21 protein-coding genes are annotated in these 21,067 nt (G+C 43.1%); 6 read left to right on the top strand and 15 right to left on the bottom strand.

The window, feature by feature from the left end; all coding sequences use genetic code 11:
* Window positions 1–17 precede the first annotated feature (17 nt).
* Window positions 18–1,226 (bottom strand): GTP-binding protein, encoded by a 1,209-nt coding sequence (locus KOD92_RS26060; protein ID WP_215236548.1) that lies wholly within the window; start codon window positions 1,224–1,226, stop codon window positions 18–20.
* 72 nt (window positions 1,227–1,298) lie between these two features.
* On the bottom strand, window positions 1,299–1,901 hold the full coding sequence (locus KOD92_RS26055; RefSeq protein ID WP_215236547.1) for a heavy-metal-associated domain-containing protein: 603 nt from the start codon (window positions 1,899–1,901) through the stop codon (window positions 1,299–1,301).
* 35 nt (window positions 1,902–1,936) lie between these two features.
* Between KOD92_RS26055 and KOD92_RS26050 the strand changes: the two genes are divergently transcribed.
* The 3 genes from KOD92_RS26050 to KOD92_RS26040 all read left to right on the top strand — a co-directional run bounded on the left by KOD92_RS26050 (window position 1,937) and on the right by KOD92_RS26040 (window position 3,418).
* Window positions 1,937–2,323 (top strand): hypothetical protein, encoded by a 387-nt coding sequence (locus KOD92_RS26050; protein ID WP_215236546.1) that lies wholly within the window; start codon window positions 1,937–1,939, stop codon window positions 2,321–2,323.
* 13 nt (window positions 2,324–2,336) lie between these two features.
* Window positions 2,337–2,780: a DUF3299 domain-containing protein gene (locus KOD92_RS26045; RefSeq protein WP_215236545.1), complete on the top strand. Its 444-nt coding sequence runs from the start codon at window positions 2,337–2,339 to the stop codon at window positions 2,778–2,780.
* Window positions 2,781–2,863: 83 nt separating this feature from the next.
* Window positions 2,864–3,418 carry a hypothetical protein gene (locus tag KOD92_RS26040; protein WP_215236544.1) on the top strand — a complete coding sequence of 185 codons (555 nt, stop codon included), beginning with the start codon at window positions 2,864–2,866 and terminating at the stop codon, window positions 3,416–3,418.
* Between the two features lie 44 nt (window positions 3,419–3,462).
* Here the strand turns inward: KOD92_RS26040 and KOD92_RS26035 are convergent, their stop codons facing one another.
* Window positions 3,463–3,897 (bottom strand): Fur family transcriptional regulator, encoded by a 435-nt coding sequence (locus tag KOD92_RS26035; RefSeq protein WP_215236543.1) that lies wholly within the window; start codon window positions 3,895–3,897, stop codon window positions 3,463–3,465.
* Window positions 3,898–4,157: 260 nt separating this feature from the next.
* Between KOD92_RS26035 and KOD92_RS26030 the strand changes: the two genes are divergently transcribed.
* A complete protein-coding gene (locus KOD92_RS26030; RefSeq protein ID WP_215236542.1) occupies window positions 4,158–4,571 on the top strand; it encodes a hypothetical protein in 414 nt (137 codons plus the stop codon).
* 400 nt (window positions 4,572–4,971) lie between these two features.
* Here the strand turns inward: KOD92_RS26030 and KOD92_RS26025 are convergent, their stop codons facing one another.
* From KOD92_RS26025 to KOD92_RS25980, 10 genes are all read right to left on the bottom strand, one after another.
* Window positions 4,972–5,514, bottom strand: coding sequence for an RNA polymerase sigma factor (locus tag KOD92_RS26025; protein WP_215236541.1), 543 nt, complete (start codon window positions 5,512–5,514; stop codon window positions 4,972–4,974).
* 528 nt (window positions 5,515–6,042) lie between these two features.
* The gene (locus KOD92_RS26020; protein WP_215236540.1) at window positions 6,043–6,633 is read right to left on the bottom strand and encodes a TetR/AcrR family transcriptional regulator; all 591 of its coding nucleotides are present in this window, start codon (window positions 6,631–6,633) and stop codon (window positions 6,043–6,045) included.
* Between the two features lie 459 nt (window positions 6,634–7,092).
* Window positions 7,093–7,335 (bottom strand): hypothetical protein, encoded by a 243-nt coding sequence (locus tag KOD92_RS27800; protein WP_406566179.1) that lies wholly within the window; start codon window positions 7,333–7,335, stop codon window positions 7,093–7,095.
* Window positions 7,336–7,374: 39 nt separating this feature from the next.
* Window positions 7,375–9,393, bottom strand: a complete 2,019-nt coding sequence (locus tag KOD92_RS26010) for a glycoside hydrolase family 97 protein (RefSeq protein WP_215236538.1) — start codon at window positions 9,391–9,393, stop codon at window positions 7,375–7,377.
* A gap of 73 nt (window positions 9,394–9,466) precedes the next feature.
* Window positions 9,467–10,588: a glycoside hydrolase family 26 protein gene (locus KOD92_RS26005; RefSeq protein ID WP_215236537.1), complete on the bottom strand. Its 1,122-nt coding sequence runs from the start codon at window positions 10,586–10,588 to the stop codon at window positions 9,467–9,469.
* 73 nt (window positions 10,589–10,661) lie between these two features.
* On the bottom strand, window positions 10,662–13,367 hold the full coding sequence (locus KOD92_RS26000) for an outer membrane beta-barrel protein (RefSeq protein WP_215236536.1): 2,706 nt from the start codon (window positions 13,365–13,367) through the stop codon (window positions 10,662–10,664).
* A gap of 191 nt (window positions 13,368–13,558) precedes the next feature.
* On the bottom strand, window positions 13,559–14,314 hold the full coding sequence (locus KOD92_RS25995) for a LytR/AlgR family response regulator transcription factor (RefSeq protein ID WP_215236535.1): 756 nt from the start codon (window positions 14,312–14,314) through the stop codon (window positions 13,559–13,561).
* Window positions 14,295–15,326, bottom strand: a complete 1,032-nt coding sequence (locus KOD92_RS25990) for a sensor histidine kinase (protein WP_215236534.1) — start codon at window positions 15,324–15,326, stop codon at window positions 14,295–14,297. The genes KOD92_RS25995 and KOD92_RS25990 overlap by 20 nt, the downstream gene beginning before the upstream one ends.
* Before the next feature lie 54 nt (window positions 15,327–15,380).
* Window positions 15,381–16,667, bottom strand: coding sequence for a hypothetical protein (locus tag KOD92_RS25985; protein ID WP_215236533.1), 1,287 nt, complete (start codon window positions 16,665–16,667; stop codon window positions 15,381–15,383).
* A gap of 888 nt (window positions 16,668–17,555) precedes the next feature.
* Window positions 17,556–18,020: a hypothetical protein gene (locus KOD92_RS25980; RefSeq protein ID WP_215236532.1), complete on the bottom strand. Its 465-nt coding sequence runs from the start codon at window positions 18,018–18,020 to the stop codon at window positions 17,556–17,558.
* Between the two features lie 358 nt (window positions 18,021–18,378).
* Between KOD92_RS25980 and KOD92_RS25975 the strand changes: the two genes are divergently transcribed.
* Complete coding sequence (locus tag KOD92_RS25975; protein WP_229254882.1) at window positions 18,379–19,056, top strand: RNA polymerase sigma factor; 678 nt, start codon at window positions 18,379–18,381, stop codon at window positions 19,054–19,056.
* Here KOD92_RS25975 and KOD92_RS25970 read toward each other — a convergent pair.
* The gene (locus KOD92_RS25970; protein ID WP_215236531.1) at window positions 19,049–19,411 is read right to left on the bottom strand and encodes a hypothetical protein; all 363 of its coding nucleotides are present in this window, start codon (window positions 19,409–19,411) and stop codon (window positions 19,049–19,051) included. The two genes, KOD92_RS25975 and KOD92_RS25970, sit on opposite strands and share 8 nt — an antisense overlap.
* 421 nt (window positions 19,412–19,832) lie before the next feature.
* Here KOD92_RS25970 and KOD92_RS25965 point away from each other — a divergent pair, with 421 nt between their 5' ends.
* Entirely contained in the window at window positions 19,833–20,096 is a 264-nt protein-coding gene (locus KOD92_RS25965) for a hypothetical protein (RefSeq protein WP_215236530.1), read from the top strand.
* Between the two features lie 543 nt (window positions 20,097–20,639).
* Here KOD92_RS25965 and KOD92_RS25960 read toward each other — a convergent pair.
* Complete coding sequence (locus KOD92_RS25960; RefSeq protein WP_215236529.1) at window positions 20,640–21,050, bottom strand: response regulator; 411 nt, start codon at window positions 21,048–21,050, stop codon at window positions 20,640–20,642.
* Window positions 21,051–21,067 lie beyond the last annotated feature (17 nt).

The following is a 21,067-nucleotide window of genomic DNA, read 5'->3' as shown; positions in this document are numbered from 1 at the left end:
ATACGTCTTTCTTTATATTATAGCACAGGAAAGGGGTCATTGAAGCTCAGCCCTTTTTCCATCTGGATAATTTCAGCAGCACTGCATAGGCAGCTCTCAAGTTCAGACAAGATTAATTCAGCATCCAGGTCTTGGCCAATTATGACCAGCTCATTTTGCCTGTCACCAAAGCGCCCCCAACGTGATTCAATCTCTGCACGGTTATCTATATATGCTTGATATTTAAACCGCTGACTTTGCGGCATGCTTGCCCACCAGACGCCAGCAGACTCTGCCCGCACTGAGCCGCCAGCCTGGCTCCAATTCAATGCATCATTTCGGCGTGAAGCAATCCAGAACAACCCTTTGCTTCTGATTACCCCAGCTGGCCAGTTTTGTGAAATGTAATCCCAAAAGCGCTTTGGATGGAATGGACGCGCATCGCGGAACACGAAAGAAATAATGCCATACTCCTGGGTCTCGGGAACATGGCCACCATTCTCCACTTTATTGAGCTCCTGGATCCATCCTGCGGACTGTTCTGCTTTCTCATAATTAAACAGCCCTGTGTTGAGAATGGTTTTGGGTGAAATTTTTGAAAATGCGCTCTCTATGACTTTTGCTGCCGGGTTCAAAGCTTTGATGATCGCATGAAGCTCACCAAGATCGCCCTTTGAAACCAAATCCGTTTTATTCAAAATGATCACATCAGCAAATTCGATCTGATCGGTCAGCAGATTGACTATTGTACGCCTGTCAGTCTGATCATCATTCATCTGCCTGCTAATCACAGTATCCATTGATCCAAAGTCTTTGCCAAAGTTCAACGCATCCACCACTGTGACCATGCAGTCAATGGTTGCCCACCTGGAAAGATCAATACCATTCTCTTCATCTGTAAAACTGAAAGTTTGCGCGATGGGCACTGGCTCGGATATACCTGTACTTTCTATCAATAAATAATCGAAGCGGTTCTCTTGTGCCAGTTTCTGGACTTCGATCATCAGATCTTCACGAAGCGTACAACAAATGCAGCCATTGGACATTTCAACCAGGCGCTCCTGGGTACGGCTTAATGTGTTTTCGTTTTTGACAAGCCGGGCATCAATGTTGATCTCGCTCATGTCATTGACGATTACGGCTACTTTCAATCCTTCCTTGTTATGAAGGATATGATTAAGCAGTGTAGTCTTTCCCGCGCCAAGGAAACCGCTTAAAACGGTTACCGGAAGTTTTTTGTAGTTCATGGATTTTCTATATTTGCAACGTTGTTGCAAATATAGAATACAACTTTTCAAATGCAACGGTGATGCACTTTATTATTCTGCCGTAACTACCTTATAGCCCTGCTCCCTTAGTGCTGCCAAGATTACCAGTGAGCTGACCTTGTCACTTTGAAAGCTAGCTTTTACATAGCTTCCATTGATTTTCACAGATGCGGGCCTGATGCCTTTGATAGAAGTAAGATCCTCTTTAAGCTGCTGTCTGTCGTATTTGCCGGAAACGGACAGCTCAATCTGCCGGTGTGTCCTGAATAATTCAAACTGCTGTTGTGCAAGCTTCTGCTCCTCTGCCCGGAAAGGCTCAAATAACCCGATTAAGAGTCCAGCCATAGCTATTGCAAAAGCTATGTGATAAGACCAATTTTCAAACTGGCTGTGAAAGAAGTGTTTGTGCGAATAGAACCTCACCAATGACACACTAAGGTAAATCAACAGCAACACCTGCAATCCTAAAAAAAGTGGTTTGTACCGGACCATTCCGTCGAAACGGGAAGCAGAGCCGACTGCAATGCTTATCAAAGGGAAAATGCAGCAGCCTACATGTAGCAGGGAAACGAAAATGGATATGGGCAATGAAAGAGCAGACTTTTTAAGCATACTGACTGGAAAATGAATGAAATCAATAAATTTTACTGACATTTGCAACGTTGTTGCAAATAATAAAGTTCGTTTTGATGAAAACAATTATCTATGCCCTCCCGCTAGCATTTGCATTCAGCTGTGGGGGATCTGACCAAAAAAGCCAATTGCTGATTAAGGCCAATCAGCTGCACCTGGAATCTGTCAGCATAGCTGGCAAACTGGAAAAGTCGCTGGATAGTCTTGGCCGGCATGCCAGTGCTGCTGAAAAAATCAGGCTAGACAGCCTGGCCCACCTGGTAGAACTTTGGGAAGAATCCGTTATCGAAGTTCCCGGCTTCGAGCATGCCCATGAGCATACAGAAGGACACAAGCATAAGCCTGCACCCCAGATGACAGACGAGTCCATGCTGGAATATCAGCGCAATGCAAAAGAGGCAATCCTGTCAATCCGTGCCCAGGCCGAAGGCCAGGTTTTATAAGATCCAGCTAGCCATGAGAAACTTACTGATCGCCGTCCTTGTAATTATATCCCTTTCAGGATTTGTAGACAACAAACCTATCTCTCTTACCTGGAAAAACCTCTCTGATGTCCGCTTTGCCAAAAAATTTAATAAGCAGCTTGGCATGTATTTTCTTTATCCTACGTTTGGAGAAAGCGTTGTCGGGCTGGAAGGAAAACAAATCCAGATCAAAGGTTATCTCATACCAGCAGATCCTGACAACAACATTTATGTGATCTCTGCACAACCCATGTTGATGTGCTTTTTTTGTGGTCGCGCCGGGCCAGAGTCCATCATTGAATTACAGCTACGCAATAAGAAACAACGTTTCAAAACAGATGCTGTCAAAACGATTAGCGGTAAGCTAAGGCTCAATGCACAAGATATTGAGTACCTGAATTACATCCTGGAAGACGTGGTTTTAATTGAAAATTAATCGTTTAACCCATTGACTTGTTCTAAAATGCATTATGTTTGCAACCAAGTTGCAACAACTTCAATTGGCTAATCCCAACACTTATGAAACTTAGAAAACATTTCCTTTATGGCTTACTGCTTTTTACGACCATCGCATTCGTCCAATGTAAAGACTCTGGCGATGATGTTAAAGCCGATGATGAAAACGAACTGATTACCTCGGTTACACTCAACTTCAAAGAAGCGGGTACAGCAGCCATGACTTCATTCAGTTACAAAGATGCTGATGGTGATGGTGGAAACCCTGCGAGCCGGTTCGATACGGTTACCCTGAAAGCAAATACGGAATACAAGATGACCATCGAGTTCTTAGATGAAAGCAAGTCACTAGTGGAAGATATTACGGAAGAGATCCAGAAAGAGTCTGATGAGCATCTGCTTATTTACACAGCTTCACCCGCGACTTTGCTTGCTTACACGTATGGGGACAAGGATGTCAACAATTTTCCGATCGGCCTTACTGGGACTGCAAAGTCAGGAGCTGCCGGTTTGGGCAAGCTTAAAGTCCAACTTCGCCACCAACCAGGTGCAAAGAATGGGACTCCAACGCCTGGAAGTGATGATGTAAACCTTAATTTCAACTTAAAAGTGCAGTAACGACAGATAACGCTAGCAGCGGGTCAAATGCCGCTGCTTTTGCTTTACCATTTTACAGGGCTGCCAGATTTAGCGCATTCAAGACAAATCCCTTCCAGTAAAAGCCTGGAATTTTGTATATGTCCAAAAGCCGAAATGTGTTGCATATAGGTTTTAGGTAAATCAGGAAGCGCAGCTATTTCTTCGCAATTTTTGCATTTAAAATGTGGCGTTAGCGTATCATGATTATTCCCCTGCATTTTGCAATAATGAAATTGGGCAACGCCGTCTGAATCAATTAATCTAGATAGCAGGCCCGCATTTACCAGGTCAATTAGGGCACGGTACAAACTTACCCGGTCGATCTCATATTGCAACATGCACTGCAACCGGCCGTGGGACAATGATTTATGCTCCTTTAAAAAAACTTCCAAAACTGCAATGCGGTTTGGCGTAGGACGTAGCTTGCTACCAATCAAGATTTGCTTTATTTGGTCCATATGAGTTGTAGTTAGCCATGCACTCGTAGGTATACGTAAAGATAATGAAACAAACCAATAGTGCAACATTGTTGCACATGGGATTTAGGTTTAACTTATCTGAGGCCCTGCCAGGTATTGGGACGATTGGAAGTAGCGTTTCCAGTTTCACTTTTAGGAGCAAAATAAAGATCCACGATATATCCAAAATAACTCTTAAGTGACTCCATATTTAAATATCATCAAAGGACGCTCACCCCGAACTGCAAAACTTGTCACCCATGAACAAAGTCCTGATTATTTTGAACTCTCCATTTTATGTCCCATTCTTTAACAGTGTTTTATCCGCATTGGATACTGCTCCCATAATTGTCTTTGATGCCGGATCTTTCCTGGAGGTTATACCAGACAAAGATTTTAAATTGGTGCTATATCAATTGGATCAACCTGATAGCAGGCACATCAAGGCAATTAGCTATTTCATTCGAAATACTTTTTCAAAATCAGAGCTGGTCTTTTTCGCAGGTAGCTATGTTGAAAACACTTTATCAGAAATTTCATGTACCTGCTCATTTCTGAATAGTAAAGCAGAAAAATCGGACTACAGTTTGACTATCTCGACAGGATTAAGGCAAAAGTACCGAAACAACACATTACCTATCCCACAAGATCACACTGCTGCCCAAATATCGTAAGCTACTCCAATTCTCATTTTAATCGGCAAAGACATAAATAATAGGCCCTAAAATCAAGGCACGCAATTGGATAAGGTAAAAGTTTAGTAATGCCGAAGAGTGTCTTGTGACAAAAGCGGCATTAATCTCTAAGATATTGCTCGGCATAATAATGAGTCGCCAACATAGGAAATTGGGCAGTGTTTTGAATAAACAAGTCTTGACGCTAACTACAATAGATTTTGTAGCACTCAATTGATACGTGCGGTTGATAACAAAACACCCCCAAAACAGTATTCTGGGAGTGTATTTTTACCTCTCTATTTAACCTACCTGCATTTGCATCAAAGATAGTAATCGTGGATTGCAGTAACTGCACATTGCCTCATTTGTTAAGTACTGTATACGAATGCAACGGAAGCTATTGATCTATTAATAAAGTGCCTAAGTTTTGCAGGCTTTTACGCGCCCTTGACTTTACAGTACGTAGTGGAAGTTTTGAAATCAGCGGTACCTGCTCATGGGTAAGTTCTTGCAGATAAACTATTTCTGTGATATACGTTTTTTCCGGTGCAAGCATACCAACGATTATTGCTGGCTCCTGCTCTGCCGGATTGTGGCTTTGCAAAGAGCAAAGTGCAGCAATGGAAAGGGAATCCAGACTTGTCGTGCTATTATAGTGCTTCTCGCTCCTGAGGATGTCAATGGCAGTATTCTTTGTAATGTTGAGCATCCACGCAAAAAGTAAGCACTTTTGGGGATCATAAGTACCTACCTCTCGCCAAATCTTAATAAATGAGTCCTGGACAACATCGCAAGCGACCTGCTGATCTTTCACCATCTTCAAGGCCAAGCCGTAAAGCGCAGCACCATAGCGATCATACAAATATTCGTATGCGCATCGCCGGTTTGCTTTTAACATTAAAACCAATTCCGGCTCGTCGATGAAATCTCTCACTTCCATACACAGAAACTTTTTACAATCATCAAAGCCTTAATCCACAAGCTTTTACTAGCCTGTTTGCTATAAATCCGCAGATTAGAAGAGCCGACATCCGCCGGAATTGTGACCGCAAGTACTTAGTGGGCTTTAAATGTAGCGTCCGCTACCTTAGATCCACAAAAAATAAGGACCCTGAAACTTGCAGGGTCCTCAAATTGCAATACGCGAACAAAGAAAAATGTGGATGGATTGGTATTTTATAACGTTGAGAATACATATATGGTTAACGGGTTCATCTCAGAGTAATATATTGCTCTCCTAGTGCAACGTCGATGCATAAGCTGGTTTCAAAAATACAAAATTATCTGAATATAGAATTAGATTGTAGTATTTATTATTGATCTCTTAATGATAAATAAATCAATAATAAGTTTTTAAGGTAATTTGATTTTTGATACCTGAGGGCAGGTCTTATACTTGCTCAAAAACTTCGCTCAAAAACAGTCAGCGTATTCTGGCAGGCATATGATTCCACAGATGGGAAAAGAGTCACCGCAAATTTTCCAAATATATTCTTAACTCTTTCAAAAAAAACACGTAAGCTTCTTTACTTTTGCTGAGCTTGCCGAAGTTGCGGATTCCCCAATAGCCTGACATTACAAACATAGTTACCTGCATGGCATCCACATCTGCACGGATAACCCCGTTATGCTTCCCGAGCTCGATGGATTCGATCATTGTTTTTATCCATTGCTCGGTCAGTTCGTTTAATGCATTATTAAAATCCTCACTCAATGGGCTCATTTCATGAGTCAAATTGGAAGCTGGACAGCCATACTCAACTTTGAGAAATTCATTTTCGATCAAAAGCCCATAAATCAAGTCATAAATAGCATTTAAAGGGTCTTCGCCATTTTGCAATAGCCCGATGAACCCGCCAGTCAGTGTTGGTTTGAGAAGCTCATTTATGATTGATAACCCCATCTCGTCTTTGTTCTTGAAATGATAGTAAAATGCACCCTTCGTAACGTTCGTAGTGGCTATGATATCGTCTATACTAGTAGCTTGATACCCTTTGATATAAATGAGCTCAAATGCTTTTTCGAGAATATTCAATTTTGTAGCGTCGGCTTTTTTCATTTTTTTATCAGTCAAACACTTAGTCAATAAGCTCCTGGCACTCAAAACCGTTTTCATGCAGAAGATTGATAATTAAATGGCCAATTGCTCTTTTGGACTCTATACGCAAAATGTGATCGCAATCTTCAAGATCAAAATTCCATTGGGCGAGGGCATCCATTTGATCAAGATACGATTTAAGTCTTTCGATTGCCGGTTTCGTCTCAACGTTTGTCTTGAAAATATGGATCATTCAACTATGTAAATATAAATAGTTTGATATATACAGCTTTAAAGGGTACAGCCGTCCAAAATCAGGAATTATCGCTTTCCTTTGCAAAAATAGCTAGGATCCGTCATAAAGGCGATACGGGTTACAGAGGTGAGGCAAGCATTACAGTGACACTGATTATGCGATTGTTTTCTTATAGGCCGCGTAAAGTATCAGTAAATGGTCACCAGGTCAGCTCCAACGGTCTTTTACTGCTGTACATGATGCCCGTTAAGGCTTTTGATGTAATCCTTGACAAGTTTAACCCCATCATCATCCAGCACAGTCGTGCCTATTTTGGGCATGTGATATTCTCCCAATATGCTCATTCTAAGCAAAATATTGTTTTTGTTAAGCTCAATGCCTGTTTTTTTGAATGGGACTAAGTAGTTCAGATCAAGTGACGTACCCGAGGCCATCCCTGCATTTTGATGGCAATGCGCGCAATTCATTTCAAGATATGCCCGCGCCCGCAATGGCAGAGCAACCGATTAACGGGAAGGGTAGATTCGCGCTGCCCAACCTCCTCCCGGATACATTTTAATGTTTTTCTTATCCTTGTTTGAGATTTTTGACACTTCACGTTTGTAATCTGTTCCGTTCCGGTCAGCGTTTATCCCATCCATGAAATACTCGATCTCGAAATCCCCGTTTCCGAGGAAAGAAAAATCAATGGTGTGTTCCCGGGCGGTCCAGTTGGTCATGGCGCCTACATGCCAAACGTCGTCCTTCTTCCTGGCCATGACGATGTACTCTCCTACCTGGCCATCCAACACCACAGTTTCGTCAAACACGGTTGGCACTTTGGAAATAAAATCCGTGCAATCCTGCTCTTTCATATACCGCGTGGGGCTATCCGAAAGCATTTGCAGGGGAGCTTCGTAAATGGTGTACATGGCCATCTGGTGCACACGTGTGCCCTGGCTCATCGGCTGGTCGTTGACAGACCTGTAAACTGAGAGATTTGCATTTTCCATAGCGCCCGGCGTGTAATCCATTGGGCCAGCCAGCATCCTGATGAATGGAATTGTTACGTCGTAGGCGGGTACGTCGTCCTTTGGTTTACCATTCACGAAAGGTGCCCATTTGTAATTTTCAAGCCCTTTTACACCCTCGAAATTGACGATGTTAGGATATGTTCGCTGTATTCCGTTGGCTTTAAACCCATGCAGGTCGAGCAATAATTTATTCTCTGCGGCAAGTTTAGCGATAGCATAAACGGATTTGATCATCTTGTGATCGTCACTGTCTATGAAATCAACTTTGAAACCTTTGACACCCAATTTGGAATAGTAGGGAAAGGCTGTTTCCATTTCTTTTTCTGTCATCGCCCAGTTTGACCAAAGAATAACCCCGACATTCTTTTGCTGCCCGTAATCAACCAGTTGTTTAATATCCAATGCATCAACGGATTTCATCAGTGTGTTTACAGACCAGCCGCCGTCAATGACGATGTATTCAAGCTTGTTACTGGCAGCAAAATCAATGAAATATTTGTATGTAGCTGTATTCTTGCCCACCCGAAAATCTACATGGGTTAAATTGGTCCTGTTCCACCACTCCCACGCCACTTTCCCCGGTTTAATCCAGGACGGGTCTTCAATTCTTGACGGGCTTGCCATTTTTTGCGCCAGATCATTATTAGCCAGAGCGGTGTCGCTGCTGCTTACGATCACCGCCCGCCATGGGAAGGTGCGGCTTCCCTTCGTAACGGCGATATAATCCGCTCTTTTCGTTGCAATAAAGTTAATCCCGTTGTATCCTGCCATTTTACCTTCTGCCGGATAACCTGGAAATTCGGCAATAAGCCCTTTGGGGTTTTTTGGATTAATTTTCAAAAACATCCCGGGATAATCTTCTACGTCACCTTCCATAATGGCAGCTTTCTTTTTATTACCCAAATCCACCAGCAAGGGTGTGATGGCCAAAGAATCAGCGGCCATCTGAGAAAGTTTGATCACATCATAAAAGGATTCAAACGAATAGCTGTAACGTTCTCCGCCACGTGTGTCGTTTACATAAGGTATGAACGCTTTTTTGTCATCTTCGAAGTTGAATGCCACTTGCTCTGTGCGTATGGTTTGGTCGCCTTTACGGTTGGTCACAAAGCGGTACAGGGCAGCGTCATTATATGCCCGGAACTCGATCCCGTAATCTCCTTTAAGCCTGACAAACAACCGGTTGTAGTGGTCCGTAATCTGTTTTTTCTTGTATAAGTTGGGGACGGTTGTCGTGTTTACCGTATTTCTTTCAAGTTTTGCAACCTTGGCGTCATGTCCGAGTATCTGGCCATCGCCCATTGTAAGTGAAATGGCCGACGGCAGCAAAACCCTGGTTGTTTCATGGCTTAATTCCCAGCTAACCGTGTCCCCGATGTTTATGGACACGGATAGTTTTCCATCAGGCGATTGCAGGTTAATGGGTTTGTTTGCCTGGGCAAAACTTAGTTGAGATACACCCAGCAGTATTGCAATAAGATAGGCGCGCCTTAGAAACAAATTTAAATTCATTTCAAAAAGATTAATCAATGTAAATGGTTTAGGAATACTCAGTATAAGCGAATTAATTAACTTGTAAATGGGGTTACTTGCCATAAATATTCTTTAAATCATTTTCAAATAATGTATAATCATCATTATAAAACTTCTTAAAATCGGGTTCGGCCGGGTGACCGGGATAGGGGGCATAATAATGGGTCGCGCTTTTGCTGTCGTTTCTCCAAAGGAGCACATACGCTAAATTTAATTGATTGGTTTGAAGGACTTTTAGCAACACGTCAGTATACCAGACTGGATTCACAACGGATTCTAACCCTGTCTCTGTCATTGCCGCTAGCTTGCCGTTTTGAAGGGCAAAGTCATTTACAATTTTGATCTTTTTAATGGCCTGTTCGAGGTTATACTTACCGTCCCGGCCCACGTCCCCATAGTTATCCATTCCTACCAGATCCACCCATTCATTTCCCGGGTAGCGCTCGGTATACTTTTCCACGTCGTTAAATTTATTATCCGGTGAAAACGCGTAGATCAGGTTATGCACATCAAGACTGTCGCGAAGGTAACCGGCAGTAAATTTCCAGAGTGACTTAAATTCGTCCGGTGTGCAATGCGCCCTACCCCACCAGAACCAGTCACCGTCAAACTCATGGTAAGGCCTGAAAATGAGTGGAATTGCTTCTCCTTTGGGACCTTTCAAACTCTTAAACCACCCTGAGAGATCTTTCAGGATCGCTTTGTAATCCTGGTGATTTTGCCCGGTCGGAATAATGTACTTCACAGCTGGCAGGGAAACGGAATCTTTCCAGTTGAAACCACCACCTGACACCGGATTTGAGAAATGCCATGATATGGTAGTGACACCACCGCGTATATAGGTATCAGTGACCAGTTTTTTTAAGCGCTGCTTATTTCTTTCGATCACGGCGGCGGGCCTGCCCGTCAGGGAAGCAATATCAACTCCGATCACCGCCGGATGTGAGCCCGTAACCAATTTCACGTCCGATCGCCCTTCCTCGTCACGCCATCCATGGCCATAGTCGGTTGCATCCTGGTGCCCGAACAGAATTTGTTTCTGAGCTAATTTGTGCATGTTTTGGTACAATGCAGCCGTTTCCGGGGTCGCTTTGGAATCAATAAGCTTTTGCGCCCAGGCAAAACTGCATGACGCAAAAAAAGTAGCCAGAAAAATGATGGACGTTTTGATCATACGTTAGGTTTGTTAGTTTCTTTAAGCTTGGTAAGCATCAGATTGTCAAGCAGTAAGCTTTGCTTAGGGCACCTTATTTATCAAAGTCTTTCTCACTGGCGCCCCCGCTGAAATGACGTAAATTATAGGTAAAAGTGAGCATGAAGTATTGCTGTAACACATTGGATTGCACGTCTTCTACAAAAATATCGGTCACATTCCTGCGGATACTGATGTTTTGTTTGAGCAAGTCAAATACATTCAAACTGATCTCGCCGCGCTGGTTGGCGAAAACCTTTTTACCAATACTCATATTCCAGATCATGTAATTGGTATTGAATCCTGCCGAAAGGCCGGTGTTGACCTGATGGATCAAATCGGTCCGGTAGACAAATCCCTTCCAGAAAATCCAGTTGAGCCGCAGACGGCTGCTCTGGTTGAAAAAGTTGTCCTGTGTATTGCGTAAAGACCTTCTGACAATATTGTATCCTGAACGGGTAGAAACCTGAAAATCAAGCGATTCGCTAACATTGCTGCTCAGAGATGCGCCGAGTCGGAAATTCGTCGTAAAGGTATTATTGGTCAGGGAATCGATTAAGCTCGGAAGCCGGGTATGGTTGGCAAAGCCGTTAAAGCTGATTTTGGACTTGATGAAATCAACAGGCTGGCCGTAGTTGAAAAACGCGCGGATGGTCCAGTAACCGTCCAGGTTTACCGGAAGGGAGAGCTGGGAACCCGTTTCCAAGGTATCCACTTCGGTCAGTGCCAGCGGGCTGCGGGCGGTGATGGTACTCGTTCCAATGTAGTCGGGTACGATGGAGGCTTCGACCATGCCAAAAAAGGTCCTGCTTTTTTCTGGATTTTGCGAGCGGTATCGGCCCCTGATCCTGTTTTGTACGGATTGTACAAGATTGGGGTTACCCGTTCTGACGTAAAGCGGATTAGAAACATCCAGTACATTCTGTAACTGGTTGATAGAAGGCGCATTAGTCCATGTCCGGTAATCTATTTCAATGTTGCGGGATTTAGAGAAGCGGTATTCGAACCTGGCCGAAGGCAAAACGTTGCTGAATGTCCGGTTCAATTCAAAGGCATCCGGAAAAACCTGATCATTGTCCAGACTTGCCCGCTGGTATTCACCCGAAAATTCGATCCTTACTTTCTCGGTTTGATACTGATAACTCAGATCCGTTTCTTCGGTCAGGTACTGGCTCTTGAAGGTATTGCTTAACCCTTCATTTAAGAATGAATAGTTTCCGGCCAGCTCATCATAATCAAACAAACGCCGGTCGGAATCATCCACACGGTTGCCGCGTTCGTGTTCCAATTCTACGCGGCCATTTTTACCGATAGGCTCAGTAAATGAAAACTCTGTTTCCCAGAAGTAACCCTTCCTGTCAAATCTGGTAAATTGGTTGAGCGTATTGCTTCTGTCGGGTTCCCTGAAATACGCAATATCGGCCAGCCGGAAATTCTCGTTGTCGTTGGTGCTGTAACCTGTATTCAGCCTGAATGTAAAGCTTCGTCCCAGTTTTCGGAAACGATGACTGTACAAGAGCATATTGCTGATATTCAGACTATTGTTGTCTGAGTTGGAAGTATTTTCAGTTTGATTGAGCGCGCTGTTTTCGTTTTCTGTGCGGCCGGTAAAAGACGAAAAGTCATCCGTCTGCTGCACCGTCAGGTTGGGACGGATCAGAATCCGGTTATTGTCATTGATTTTATATTCAATTCTCAGGTTGGCGCGGTGCAGGTTCTCCTGCTCAATGCGCTGGCTGCTTTCATTGTAAAACCGGCCCGAGTCAGCCGGGCTCACAAAGTCCTGAAATTTGGACTGGACGCTGAAATTGCGCCGTTTGGTGTAAAAATAGCTTCCGCTGACTTCTATTTTTTTGGTCCACATATCCGAATAGTTGAGTCCCAAAGAGTTTGTATTAATAATCCCATTTCGTGGTTTATTCTCCTCCTGGCTGCTTTGGTCGGCGCTGAAATTCATGGTATTGATGTTGTTGCTCAGCCCGGTAATGGTCACGCGGCGGTCTTCATTGAATATGTTGACGCTTGCTCCCGTCAAATACCTTTGATCGGTTCCATAGCCTGCCGTTGCTTTTCCAAACTGACCTTTCCGGCGATTGGGTTTGGTGACGATGTTGATGGTTTTCAGCTGTTCATTATCATTGAAACCACTCATTTCGGCCTTGTCGCTCTTTTTATCAAACACCTGCACGCTGGCAATAACGTCTGCCGGCAAATTTTGTAAAGCAGTAGCTACATCCGTTCCGAAATAAGGCTTACCATCAATCAAGATCTGCTGCACATCCTCTCCCTGCGCCTGTATTTTTCCGTCTTCCATGGTAACACCGGGCAGTTTCTGGATCAGCTCCTGTGCAGTTGCGTCTGCTGCGGTTTTGAAAGCACTGGCATTAAACTGGGTCGTATCTCCCTTCTGTTCCCCGGCAGAAACCTGGCCCACGACTTTTACTTCCGCCAGATCATTCGTTTCCTCTTGCAGTACAATGCTGCCCAAATCGATAGCACTATTTTCCAGATCCAGGGTCTTTGACACCGGTTTGAAACCCAGGTAACTGATCTTTAAGGCGTATTGCCCGGCGGCAAGCTGTTCGAATTTAAACTCGCCATACCCATCCGTCATTACGCCGTTTGTTACTTTCTGCTCATTGGCTTTTTGGATGGTGACCATCGCACCCGGTAACGCAGATTTGTCAGAAGCATTCTGGACGGTCCCTTCCAGCATGACCTTTTGAGAAAAGGATGGAACAGAAATAAGACTGAGGCTCATTAGTAAAAAAAACAGAAAACCCTTACCTCGATTTTTTTTACATGAAATCATAAATTTCCTCACAGAGCCGATAAAATGGAAACAATACTGACGATCAAGATAATGCGATAGCAACATTTTGAAAACCCATTTCCGATGAACTGGAATATAGGATCACCCTGCGCCGATTATCTATGACCCAATCAGTGTCTTCAATGGTCGAGCCAGGATTTAAACTGGGGGGTGCGCTCACTGCTGACGACGATGCCCCCGGCTACGCTGGGTAACAAGGTAACTTTAAGCCTCCCCTTGAAGTAAGGATTGATTTCTTTGATCGCGTCTACATGGACGATATACTTGCGGCTGATCCGAAAAAAGAAGTCCGGGTTGAGCGTCGCCTCGATTTCTTCCAAAGAAAAGTCGACAGGGAATTTTTGCTGCTGATAACTTACAAGAAAACTCATTTTTTCGTCTGAAAAAAAATAAGCGATCTCGTCGGTTTTGATCGCTTTGATCTGCAATCCGTTTTTTACCAGAAACCTTGATTTATAAGCTTGCTTCGTAAGCAGCGACACTTGCCCTGAGTCTCCGGAAGGTGCCTGCATAAAAGTCTGTTTCAGTTCATCCAGCTTATGAAAACTCTTCACAAGCTGCCCGTATTTGACGGGTTTAAGCAAATATGCCACACTATTTACACCAAATGCTTCCAATGCATACTGCTCAAACGAGGTCGTGAATATCACCGGGCAACGAATGGAGGCCGCTTCGAATATTTCAAAACACAAGCCGTCGGAAAGCTGGATATCCACAAAAGCCAGTTCCGGCTGCGGATTTTGGTTTAACCATAAAATGGCTTTTTCGACCGACGGCAAATAGGCCGCAACCTGGATGGAAGGGTCATATTGCGCAATCAGTCGTTGCAAACGTTCGGCAGCCAAGACTTCATCTTCAATGATTATAATGCGCATTGCTCTTTTCAATTTTAACCAGGGGAAGTTTGACTATAAAGTCCGTGGTATTGTCTAAAATTTCTAGGTTCTGCTTTGCCGCATACGCGTATCTTTTTGCCAGGTTTTTTAATCCGGACCCGGCATTGTAGTTTTCCCGTTTTTTTAGCTGACGGTTGTTTTTCACAAACAGATATCCTTGATCATTGGTATAAATTTCTATGTAAAGCGGCTGTGTTTCTGACGCCTTGTTGTGTTTAATGGCATTCTCCACCAAAGTCTGCAAAGACAAGGGAGGGATTTGATAACTATAAAAACCAGGACCAACTTGGATCCGGATCTGTATCTGCTGCATAAATCTGATTTTAAGCATAAATATATAAGAATCAATAAATTCAAGTTCTGTTTTTAAACTAACCAGTTCCAGGTTGTTTGTCCTGAGCACATACCGGTAAACATCCGAAAAATGATCCAGAAATGTTTGGGCCAATGCCTTGTCCTTTTCAATAAGCGAGGAAAGAATATTCAGATTATTGAACAGGAAATGTGGGGCAAGGTGATTTTTTAAAGACTCAAATTGTGATCTTAGGTTCTGGCTTTGCAATTCTTGCGAATACGTGAAGTTTTTTTTCCAGCGTAGCATAAAAAAGACACCCAGGTGAATAGACAGCACCGGGATCGTCAGGATCAACCCATACAAATTCAGGACCATAATCTGTTCTTGGTCTGGTGCAAACCCTGTCAACTGTGTTTTGATCAGATAGTAAGTAAGGTTCACGCAAAGCAGCGAATACACCGTGCTCAGAAAAATCTGCACGTAAAACCTTCGTGAATCGTAATCGGCCCAAGGGTAGTTTTGATTCAACCAGCGCGATATATAACGGTTGCCAAGCCATAAGAGCATTGTCGCACCAACAATCCACAACAGCGCTGCTAGGTAAAAGGCGGGCTTGGGGGAAGTTAAGATCAGGTATGCCAAGGCGGCCAAAACCCCCAAGGCGACCAGGATCAACAGATTATGCAGCTTGTTCACAATAGCATTTTTTAACGTAAGAGAAACCCTTGCATTGCCCGTACACTGCAAATACTACCTGAGATTAATCATTTTTATCCGGTCCCAGGCAATGTAGCGGGGATTACCGTTATCTATCCAAATCAGTATACCCCAATTTGTATCGTTCACGTCCGCGTGCCCGTCTAATAGCAGTCTTTCCCCATTTTTTAGTAGCACCCAGCAGTGGTTTTGATTTTTACGTTCAACAGAGCGGATATTGCCCAGGACAACCGAATATACGATGCCGGATTGATGACCTTCCAATATTTCACACGCCCACTGCTCATCTAAGTCGTAAAGCAATTTGCCTTTGTATCTTTCACCGCCGATGGTCTTCACTTCGGCCCAAAGCGCCTTTACAGCTTTGAAGTCTGCATATGCTAAAAGCTGCTCCTCTTTTCCGGCCTGGCCTAGCGTTAATTCCTTAAAGTTTTCCCATTCCACAAAAATGCTTCCCAGATCTTCTACAAAGACCGTCAGGCCGTGATTAGATGTCCCCACATCATCGCCGCTAGACAAAATAATTTTCTCCCTCGAAATCAAGGTCAGCTCGCAGCTGTTGGCAGCAGTTTTTTTTATCCGATGTATTTTCCCAAAGGGGATCTTGTGCTCCTTGCCCTGGTTTTCTCCGTCAATTGTAGACGATGTCAGTGTTTCATCCTGGTCCCACTTGATATGCCCAGTAACCGTGCCATAGTTAGTCTTTACAGTTCCAAATAGAGCCCTGACTGGACTGCTTAGTGCTTGGGCGGGAGTGGACATGAAGTCTATTTTTTGGATTTGTTTCCATTCAATACGGTGCCATTTCCCCTTTTGGTCTATCAGACGGACCCGGCTTCCTACGTCCCCAAACTGCTGGTCCCCTTTGACACGTATCGTACTGCCGTTTTTGATCGTCAGCAGGGCATCTTTCTCGCCGCTTATAACAATAGAGGTAATATCGCCGAAGCGGCAGGAAAACTTATTTGATTTGGATGGATATTTGTTTTCCCAAACATGCATAAAACCCCATTCGATCTTATCCCTTTTCTGTTGGTCGCTTAATTTGCTTATTTCATCCTTAGTAAGAAAATCAAGCGTTTTAGCATCCTTGCGGCGTGTTTCAAAAACATCTTCCCAAAAAAGCTGACGGTTATTCCATTGAATGATTCCTTGCTGTGTGGCTCCACCCGCCAGGGTTACTTTTGCATATATCAAACCTTGCAGCGGGTTCCCCTTGGCTTTCTTACAGCTGCAAATCAGGATTACGAAACATGCCAATAGATAGATCAATATCTTTGCGGTGCTGAACTGGGAGCTTTTACTTAGATCATTCTGCATCTATTTACATGGATGGTTTAGCCTTTCAAGTTAACGTTTTTATAAGTTATCTCATGGAAACCACAACAACCGAACGTTTTACCGACTTTCTCAGAGCTCGTCTGTTTATTTTTCTTAGCCATTTTCTAGAGGTAAGTACGCCTAACAAAAAAGAATATCGAAAGCCATTTGCTGGTTTCGAATAGACCAGAGAATACCAAGCGATATTCGATTGAACTTTTGCTGTATGCCTGATGTAGGCAACGAAGCTAGGTTAAGGTAATTAACCGCTAGCCAATGTGTCCGTAGTGTTGTATACGGAACATTGGCTAGCTGGGAAGGTAAGGATTATCTGCTAATTCAAACAACTGTATTTCCTTTCTGTTCATCAGACCTTAACCCAATTTAGAACGCAAAAGTAAAGGAATAATTCCCGTCTTTTGTCCAACAAAATATGGGAAAAGGTGGACAAATAACGCCCGTCTGTCTGGCCATGACGTAGGCTTCCCTGAGAAATGGAATGCGAAGCCGGTTTCTATTTCTCGAATAAGACTCAGAGACCGAGCGCAAGGTCATCAGGAAGAATTGACCAAAGCTGGTCAGCGGAAGGGACATTCACCGACATGGTAACCAACACAAATACCGGAAGAGAAGCTATTACACCTTATTCCAACAGTAGCATTCATAAATAACTTTATTATCCAAGGTCATTGCAGTAATGTTGACATTTATAATGGCATGCAATGCCTTATTTGCTCATGCTACCCTGGTTAACTCATGGCGGATTTACTTTTTCCACAGACATCGGGATTGAAATGCGATTAAAGTAATTGAATCAACCTCTTTAGTTAAGGCATAAATTTTAATAGCGCACTTTGAGCAACCTTGCAGAAACAATCCCAACAAAAATTAGAGCTGCTCACCACTGCCTGGCCAAATATTTTTAATATCCAATTGATAGATAATGTCGACGAGATCCTCGATGTTTTGATAAGACAATTGCTTTTGCCTTGAAACAGCTGCCCTGATCCTATCTGAGTCCCTTTTTGATAGACAAATTGTCTTGGCGCCTACAACATTGTCAGAATCTGAAACGTCTGAGATAATCAGCATAAAGGTTAAACGATCTTTATCAAGCCAGCAACCTGACCCAAGAGCATGAAGGTTTAAATGCAACAGTATATTACGGTCTTTGCCGGGACATTTGAAAACAACTATTGGGATAGAGCAAAATATCTTGACTTTATATGTCCATTTGCCGGCAAACATCGATTTGATATTTTCAATACTGTTGAAGGCAATAAAGAGGTCTATCTGCCCATTTGAAGGCCTGATGAAGCTTTTTGCCCTATTTATATTAGAAAAGTCCGTCACTGTCTCAAAGATTTAATTCAATTAAAAATGGTGAAAAAAATCCGCGGTTTAAAACATGCCATTTGGCTTGTGAGCCGCCAGAGATATACTTTTTTAGGAATGCCTTCAGGGCTTCTTCGTTTTCACCGATCAGGCGCTTTCCTACCAGTAGCTGGGATGATGCATGTTACTGATCCCTTCTGACTGTTATTTTCAAGGTTTACAGCGCTCTAATAGCTAGGTCGCCTAAATTTTAGCCTTATCAGCTAGCTTTCCACCACAAGGTTTATCCATGTTAAACCAGGGCCAGAAGTAGGTCAAGCACTATTACTCTAGTAGTCGTGATATCAGTTAAATACCTGATTAGCAGATGCAGGTAATGATGAACATTGATTTAATATTCTTAAATTACAAAGTCTTGCTGGCACAAATTTTTTTGCAAATTTTTTTTAATAATCCTTACCCTACCCCATCATTTATGCCTCTGAAATCTACCTGCTACTGCGAGCAAGATCTGGTCGTCTTGCTTAAAAATAACAACAGACTGGCATTTGAGTATCTATACGATAACTATGCATCTGGACTGTATGGAATTATTTGCAAAATGGTCCGGGACGACGATGTTGCCAGTGATGTATTGCAGGAGGCCTTTATTAAGATCTGGAAAAACATATCGTACTATGATCATCAAAAAGGGAGCTTATTTACCTGGATGTTAAACATCACCCGTCATACGGCCATTGACCATATCAGGGCTGCACGAAAATTTGCAAATAACATTCAGTGGGCAGCTGTTGATGAAAAGGACCTTTCAAACACTGCTATCTCATTTCCTAAACCTGTGGAAATAGGGTTGGAAACATTAGTTGAAACGCTACCGCCGGAACGAAAACAGTTGATAGAACTGGTGTATTTCCAAGGCTACACCCATCAGGAGGCCTCAGAACACCTTTGCCTGCCATTAGGTACGGTTAAATCACGAATTAGGTCTGCATTGACGGATTTAAAAAGAATTTTTGAATTTTCTGCACCTGTCGACAAACTTGTATTTAGCTGACGCCCAATGACCAGCGCGATCGACTAGCGTGCAGAAACTGGTCAAACCCGTCGAATTTCGGATAAATCAACCTAACCAGCCTGACAAACTCTTTAATTTCTTCTGCTTGCGTGCTTAGTAACTGATTCAGCTTTCTTTTATCTTCAAGGATCTGTCTAGATTCCTGCTGCACATGCTTTTTCACCAGCACGTTAAGGGATTTATTTGCTTGCCGGGCCTCATATAGTTCAGCGCGGTGTTTGGCCCGCATCTTTCCAAGGTTAGACCTATTTTCCTGAACAAGGTTTTCTCTTTGATCAGCATGCCAACTTAAAAGATTATAATACTCATCTTGTGGGTCAAATAGATTTATCATATTAGCGCGGGCTAAATCCGCGATTGGCAATTTTCGTGCCAAGACACTATTTCCAAGCTCCTGATTTAATTATCAATGTTTTACGGGGAAATCAGCTAATTTAGAATTCTTAGAACCCACTTTTAATCTTTATTTGTATGACCTCGGTTCGTAAGGGATTTAAAGGGAAGCCTGGTAGAATCGGATATTCCGCGACAATCTTAATTCAAATTAAAGAAATCCAGAACCGTAAGGTCAAAATTACCCGATCCCAGCACAAACAGAATGACTGCGTATTGCATTTATCTTTCGGTTAAATATTTGGAAACTAGCACTATCAGAACCGGCCACCCTACATCCTTTAATGCTTGTTGATTATCAGGAAAATAAACATAAATTTAGACAGTGGTCAGACGTTTAACTTTCTAAAGCGGTTGATACCATGCTAACCATAGAGGCACGTCATTTGCATGAAAGAGAGTTGCTGTTGCAGCAGCAATTGATGGAGAAATCCGAATTATTACGTAAACAGGACCTGGCGTTAGCATCGGCACCCCCTGATAAGGAAAACGTCCTGGTTAGGGCTTCTTTGCTCCTACGACATGCTGCCGAGATTACCGATCTTGTAACATGTTACGCTGATCAGTGGGCCAAGCTTAAAGAGCGACATGAGCATGAACTAGCCGGTGGGAATGCGATGCCATAATCGCCGCTTAAAAGCTTTTATCAAAATAATCATTTACCCACCACCCGTGCTTTTACCATCGAAGCCGATTCCAGTTTGTCGATAAGAATGGCCACTTTCATAGCCAGAAAAATTTAACAATCACCATCGCTTTCCCAGTCTGTCAATACGCAAATCAGAAAAGCCAGCGCCAGCCGCAGATGTGGTGGAATCCCGAATAGGCTAAAAATACGACCACTATTTACATGGTGCAAAAAAAATGAGGGCCCTGAAACTTGCCAGGGTCCTCATTCTGCAATACGCGAAGAAATGAAAAGTGGATGGGATTGGTATTTAAAAACGTTGAGAATACTAAAAGGCTAAGGGGTTTATTTCATTCACAGCAAATTACAATCTCAATGCAATATGCATGCGCTAACCTGGCCCTAAATTACAAAAAACCTTTTCAATATCGAAGTAGCTTGTAGTATTTGTTATTAATTTCGTAACATTAGGCACACAGATATCGATTGCTAAGGCAATAACTTGATTGCCGTTAACCCAAACATGATGGTAAGAATACTGTTAACGGCCTGCCAGCTTCTCAAAACCAGACCTGATGTTTTCAGCAACGGAAAGAAACTCGGTCCATAATACGGGTTTGACAATGTATTTGCTGATCCCGGCAGCATAGGCCTGCTGAATCATTTTTTGTTCTTTATTTGTAGAAACCATCACAATCGGAATGTTTTTAAACCCCGGGTCTGATTTCATGATTTTAGCCACTTCCAGGCCATCGAGCCGCGGCATGTTCCAGTCTGTTAAGATGATCATTGATAGCGGGCTGGACGCAGGCTTGATCTTGTCGATTAAATCCTGACCATCAAATGCTTCAACAATTTCTACACCAGGTATCCTGGCTATTAATGCATCACGGAGCATGGACCGGTCATCAAAATCATCATCGGCCAGGTATATTGTTGCAGGGTTTTTCATTTAAAACTTGGAATGCG

The sequence above is a fragment of the Dyadobacter linearis genome, from assembly GCF_907165045.1.
Classification (GTDB): domain Bacteria; phylum Bacteroidota; class Bacteroidia; order Cytophagales; family Spirosomataceae; genus Dyadobacter; species Dyadobacter linearis.
The sequence above is the reverse complement of the archived record's forward strand: the minus strand, read 5'-3'. Positions and strand labels throughout refer to the sequence as shown.

Bases quoted from the DNA above. Each gene is read 5' to 3' on its own strand.
- KOD92_RS25985 (WP_215236533.1), bottom strand. From the start codon at position 16,667: ATGCAGAATGATCTAAGTAAAAGCTCCCAGTTCAGCACCGCAAAGATA.
- KOD92_RS26005 (WP_215236537.1), bottom strand. From the start codon at position 10,588: ATGATCAAAACGTCCATCATTTTTCTGGCTACTTTTTTTGCGTCATGC.
- KOD92_RS26060 (WP_215236548.1), bottom strand. From the start codon at position 1,226: ATGAACTACAAAAAACTTCCGGTAACCGTTTTAAGCGGTTTCCTTGGC.
- KOD92_RS26035 (WP_215236543.1), bottom strand. From the start codon at position 3,897: ATGGACCAAATAAAGCAAATCTTGATTGGTAGCAAGCTACGTCCTACG.
- KOD92_RS25970 (WP_215236531.1), bottom strand. From the start codon at position 19,411: ATGATAAATCTATTTGACCCACAAGATGAGTATTATAATCTTTTAAGT.
- KOD92_RS26000 (WP_215236536.1), bottom strand. From the start codon at position 13,367: ATGAGCCTCAGTCTTATTTCTGTTCCATCCTTTTCTCAAAAGGTCATG.
- KOD92_RS26025 (WP_215236541.1), bottom strand. From the start codon at position 5,514: ATGGAAGTGAGAGATTTCATCGACGAGCCGGAATTGGTTTTAATGTTA.
- KOD92_RS26055 (WP_215236547.1), bottom strand. From the start codon at position 1,901: ATGTCAGTAAAATTTATTGATTTCATTCATTTTCCAGTCAGTATGCTT.
- KOD92_RS26045 (WP_215236545.1), top strand. From the start codon at position 2,337: ATGAGAAACTTACTGATCGCCGTCCTTGTAATTATATCCCTTTCAGGA.
- KOD92_RS26040 (WP_215236544.1), top strand. From the start codon at position 2,864: ATGAAACTTAGAAAACATTTCCTTTATGGCTTACTGCTTTTTACGACC.
- KOD92_RS26010 (WP_215236538.1), bottom strand. From the start codon at position 9,393: ATGAATTTAAATTTGTTTCTAAGGCGCGCCTATCTTATTGCAATACTG.
- KOD92_RS25965 (WP_215236530.1), top strand. From the start codon at position 19,833: ATGCTAACCATAGAGGCACGTCATTTGCATGAAAGAGAGTTGCTGTTG.
- KOD92_RS26030 (WP_215236542.1), top strand. From the start codon at position 4,158: ATGAACAAAGTCCTGATTATTTTGAACTCTCCATTTTATGTCCCATTC.
- KOD92_RS26050 (WP_215236546.1), top strand. From the start codon at position 1,937: ATGAAAACAATTATCTATGCCCTCCCGCTAGCATTTGCATTCAGCTGT.
- KOD92_RS27800 (WP_406566179.1), bottom strand. From the start codon at position 7,335: ATGAATTGCGCGCATTGCCATCAAAATGCAGGGATGGCCTCGGGTACG.
- KOD92_RS26020 (WP_215236540.1), bottom strand. From the start codon at position 6,633: ATGAAAAAAGCCGACGCTACAAAATTGAATATTCTCGAAAAAGCATTT.
- KOD92_RS25995 (WP_215236535.1), bottom strand. From the start codon at position 14,314: ATGCGCATTATAATCATTGAAGATGAAGTCTTGGCTGCCGAACGTTTG.
- KOD92_RS25960 (WP_215236529.1), bottom strand. From the start codon at position 21,050: ATGAAAAACCCTGCAACAATATACCTGGCCGATGATGATTTTGATGAC.
- KOD92_RS25975 (WP_229254882.1), top strand. From the start codon at position 18,379: ATGATGAACATTGATTTAATATTCTTAAATTACAAAGTCTTGCTGGCA.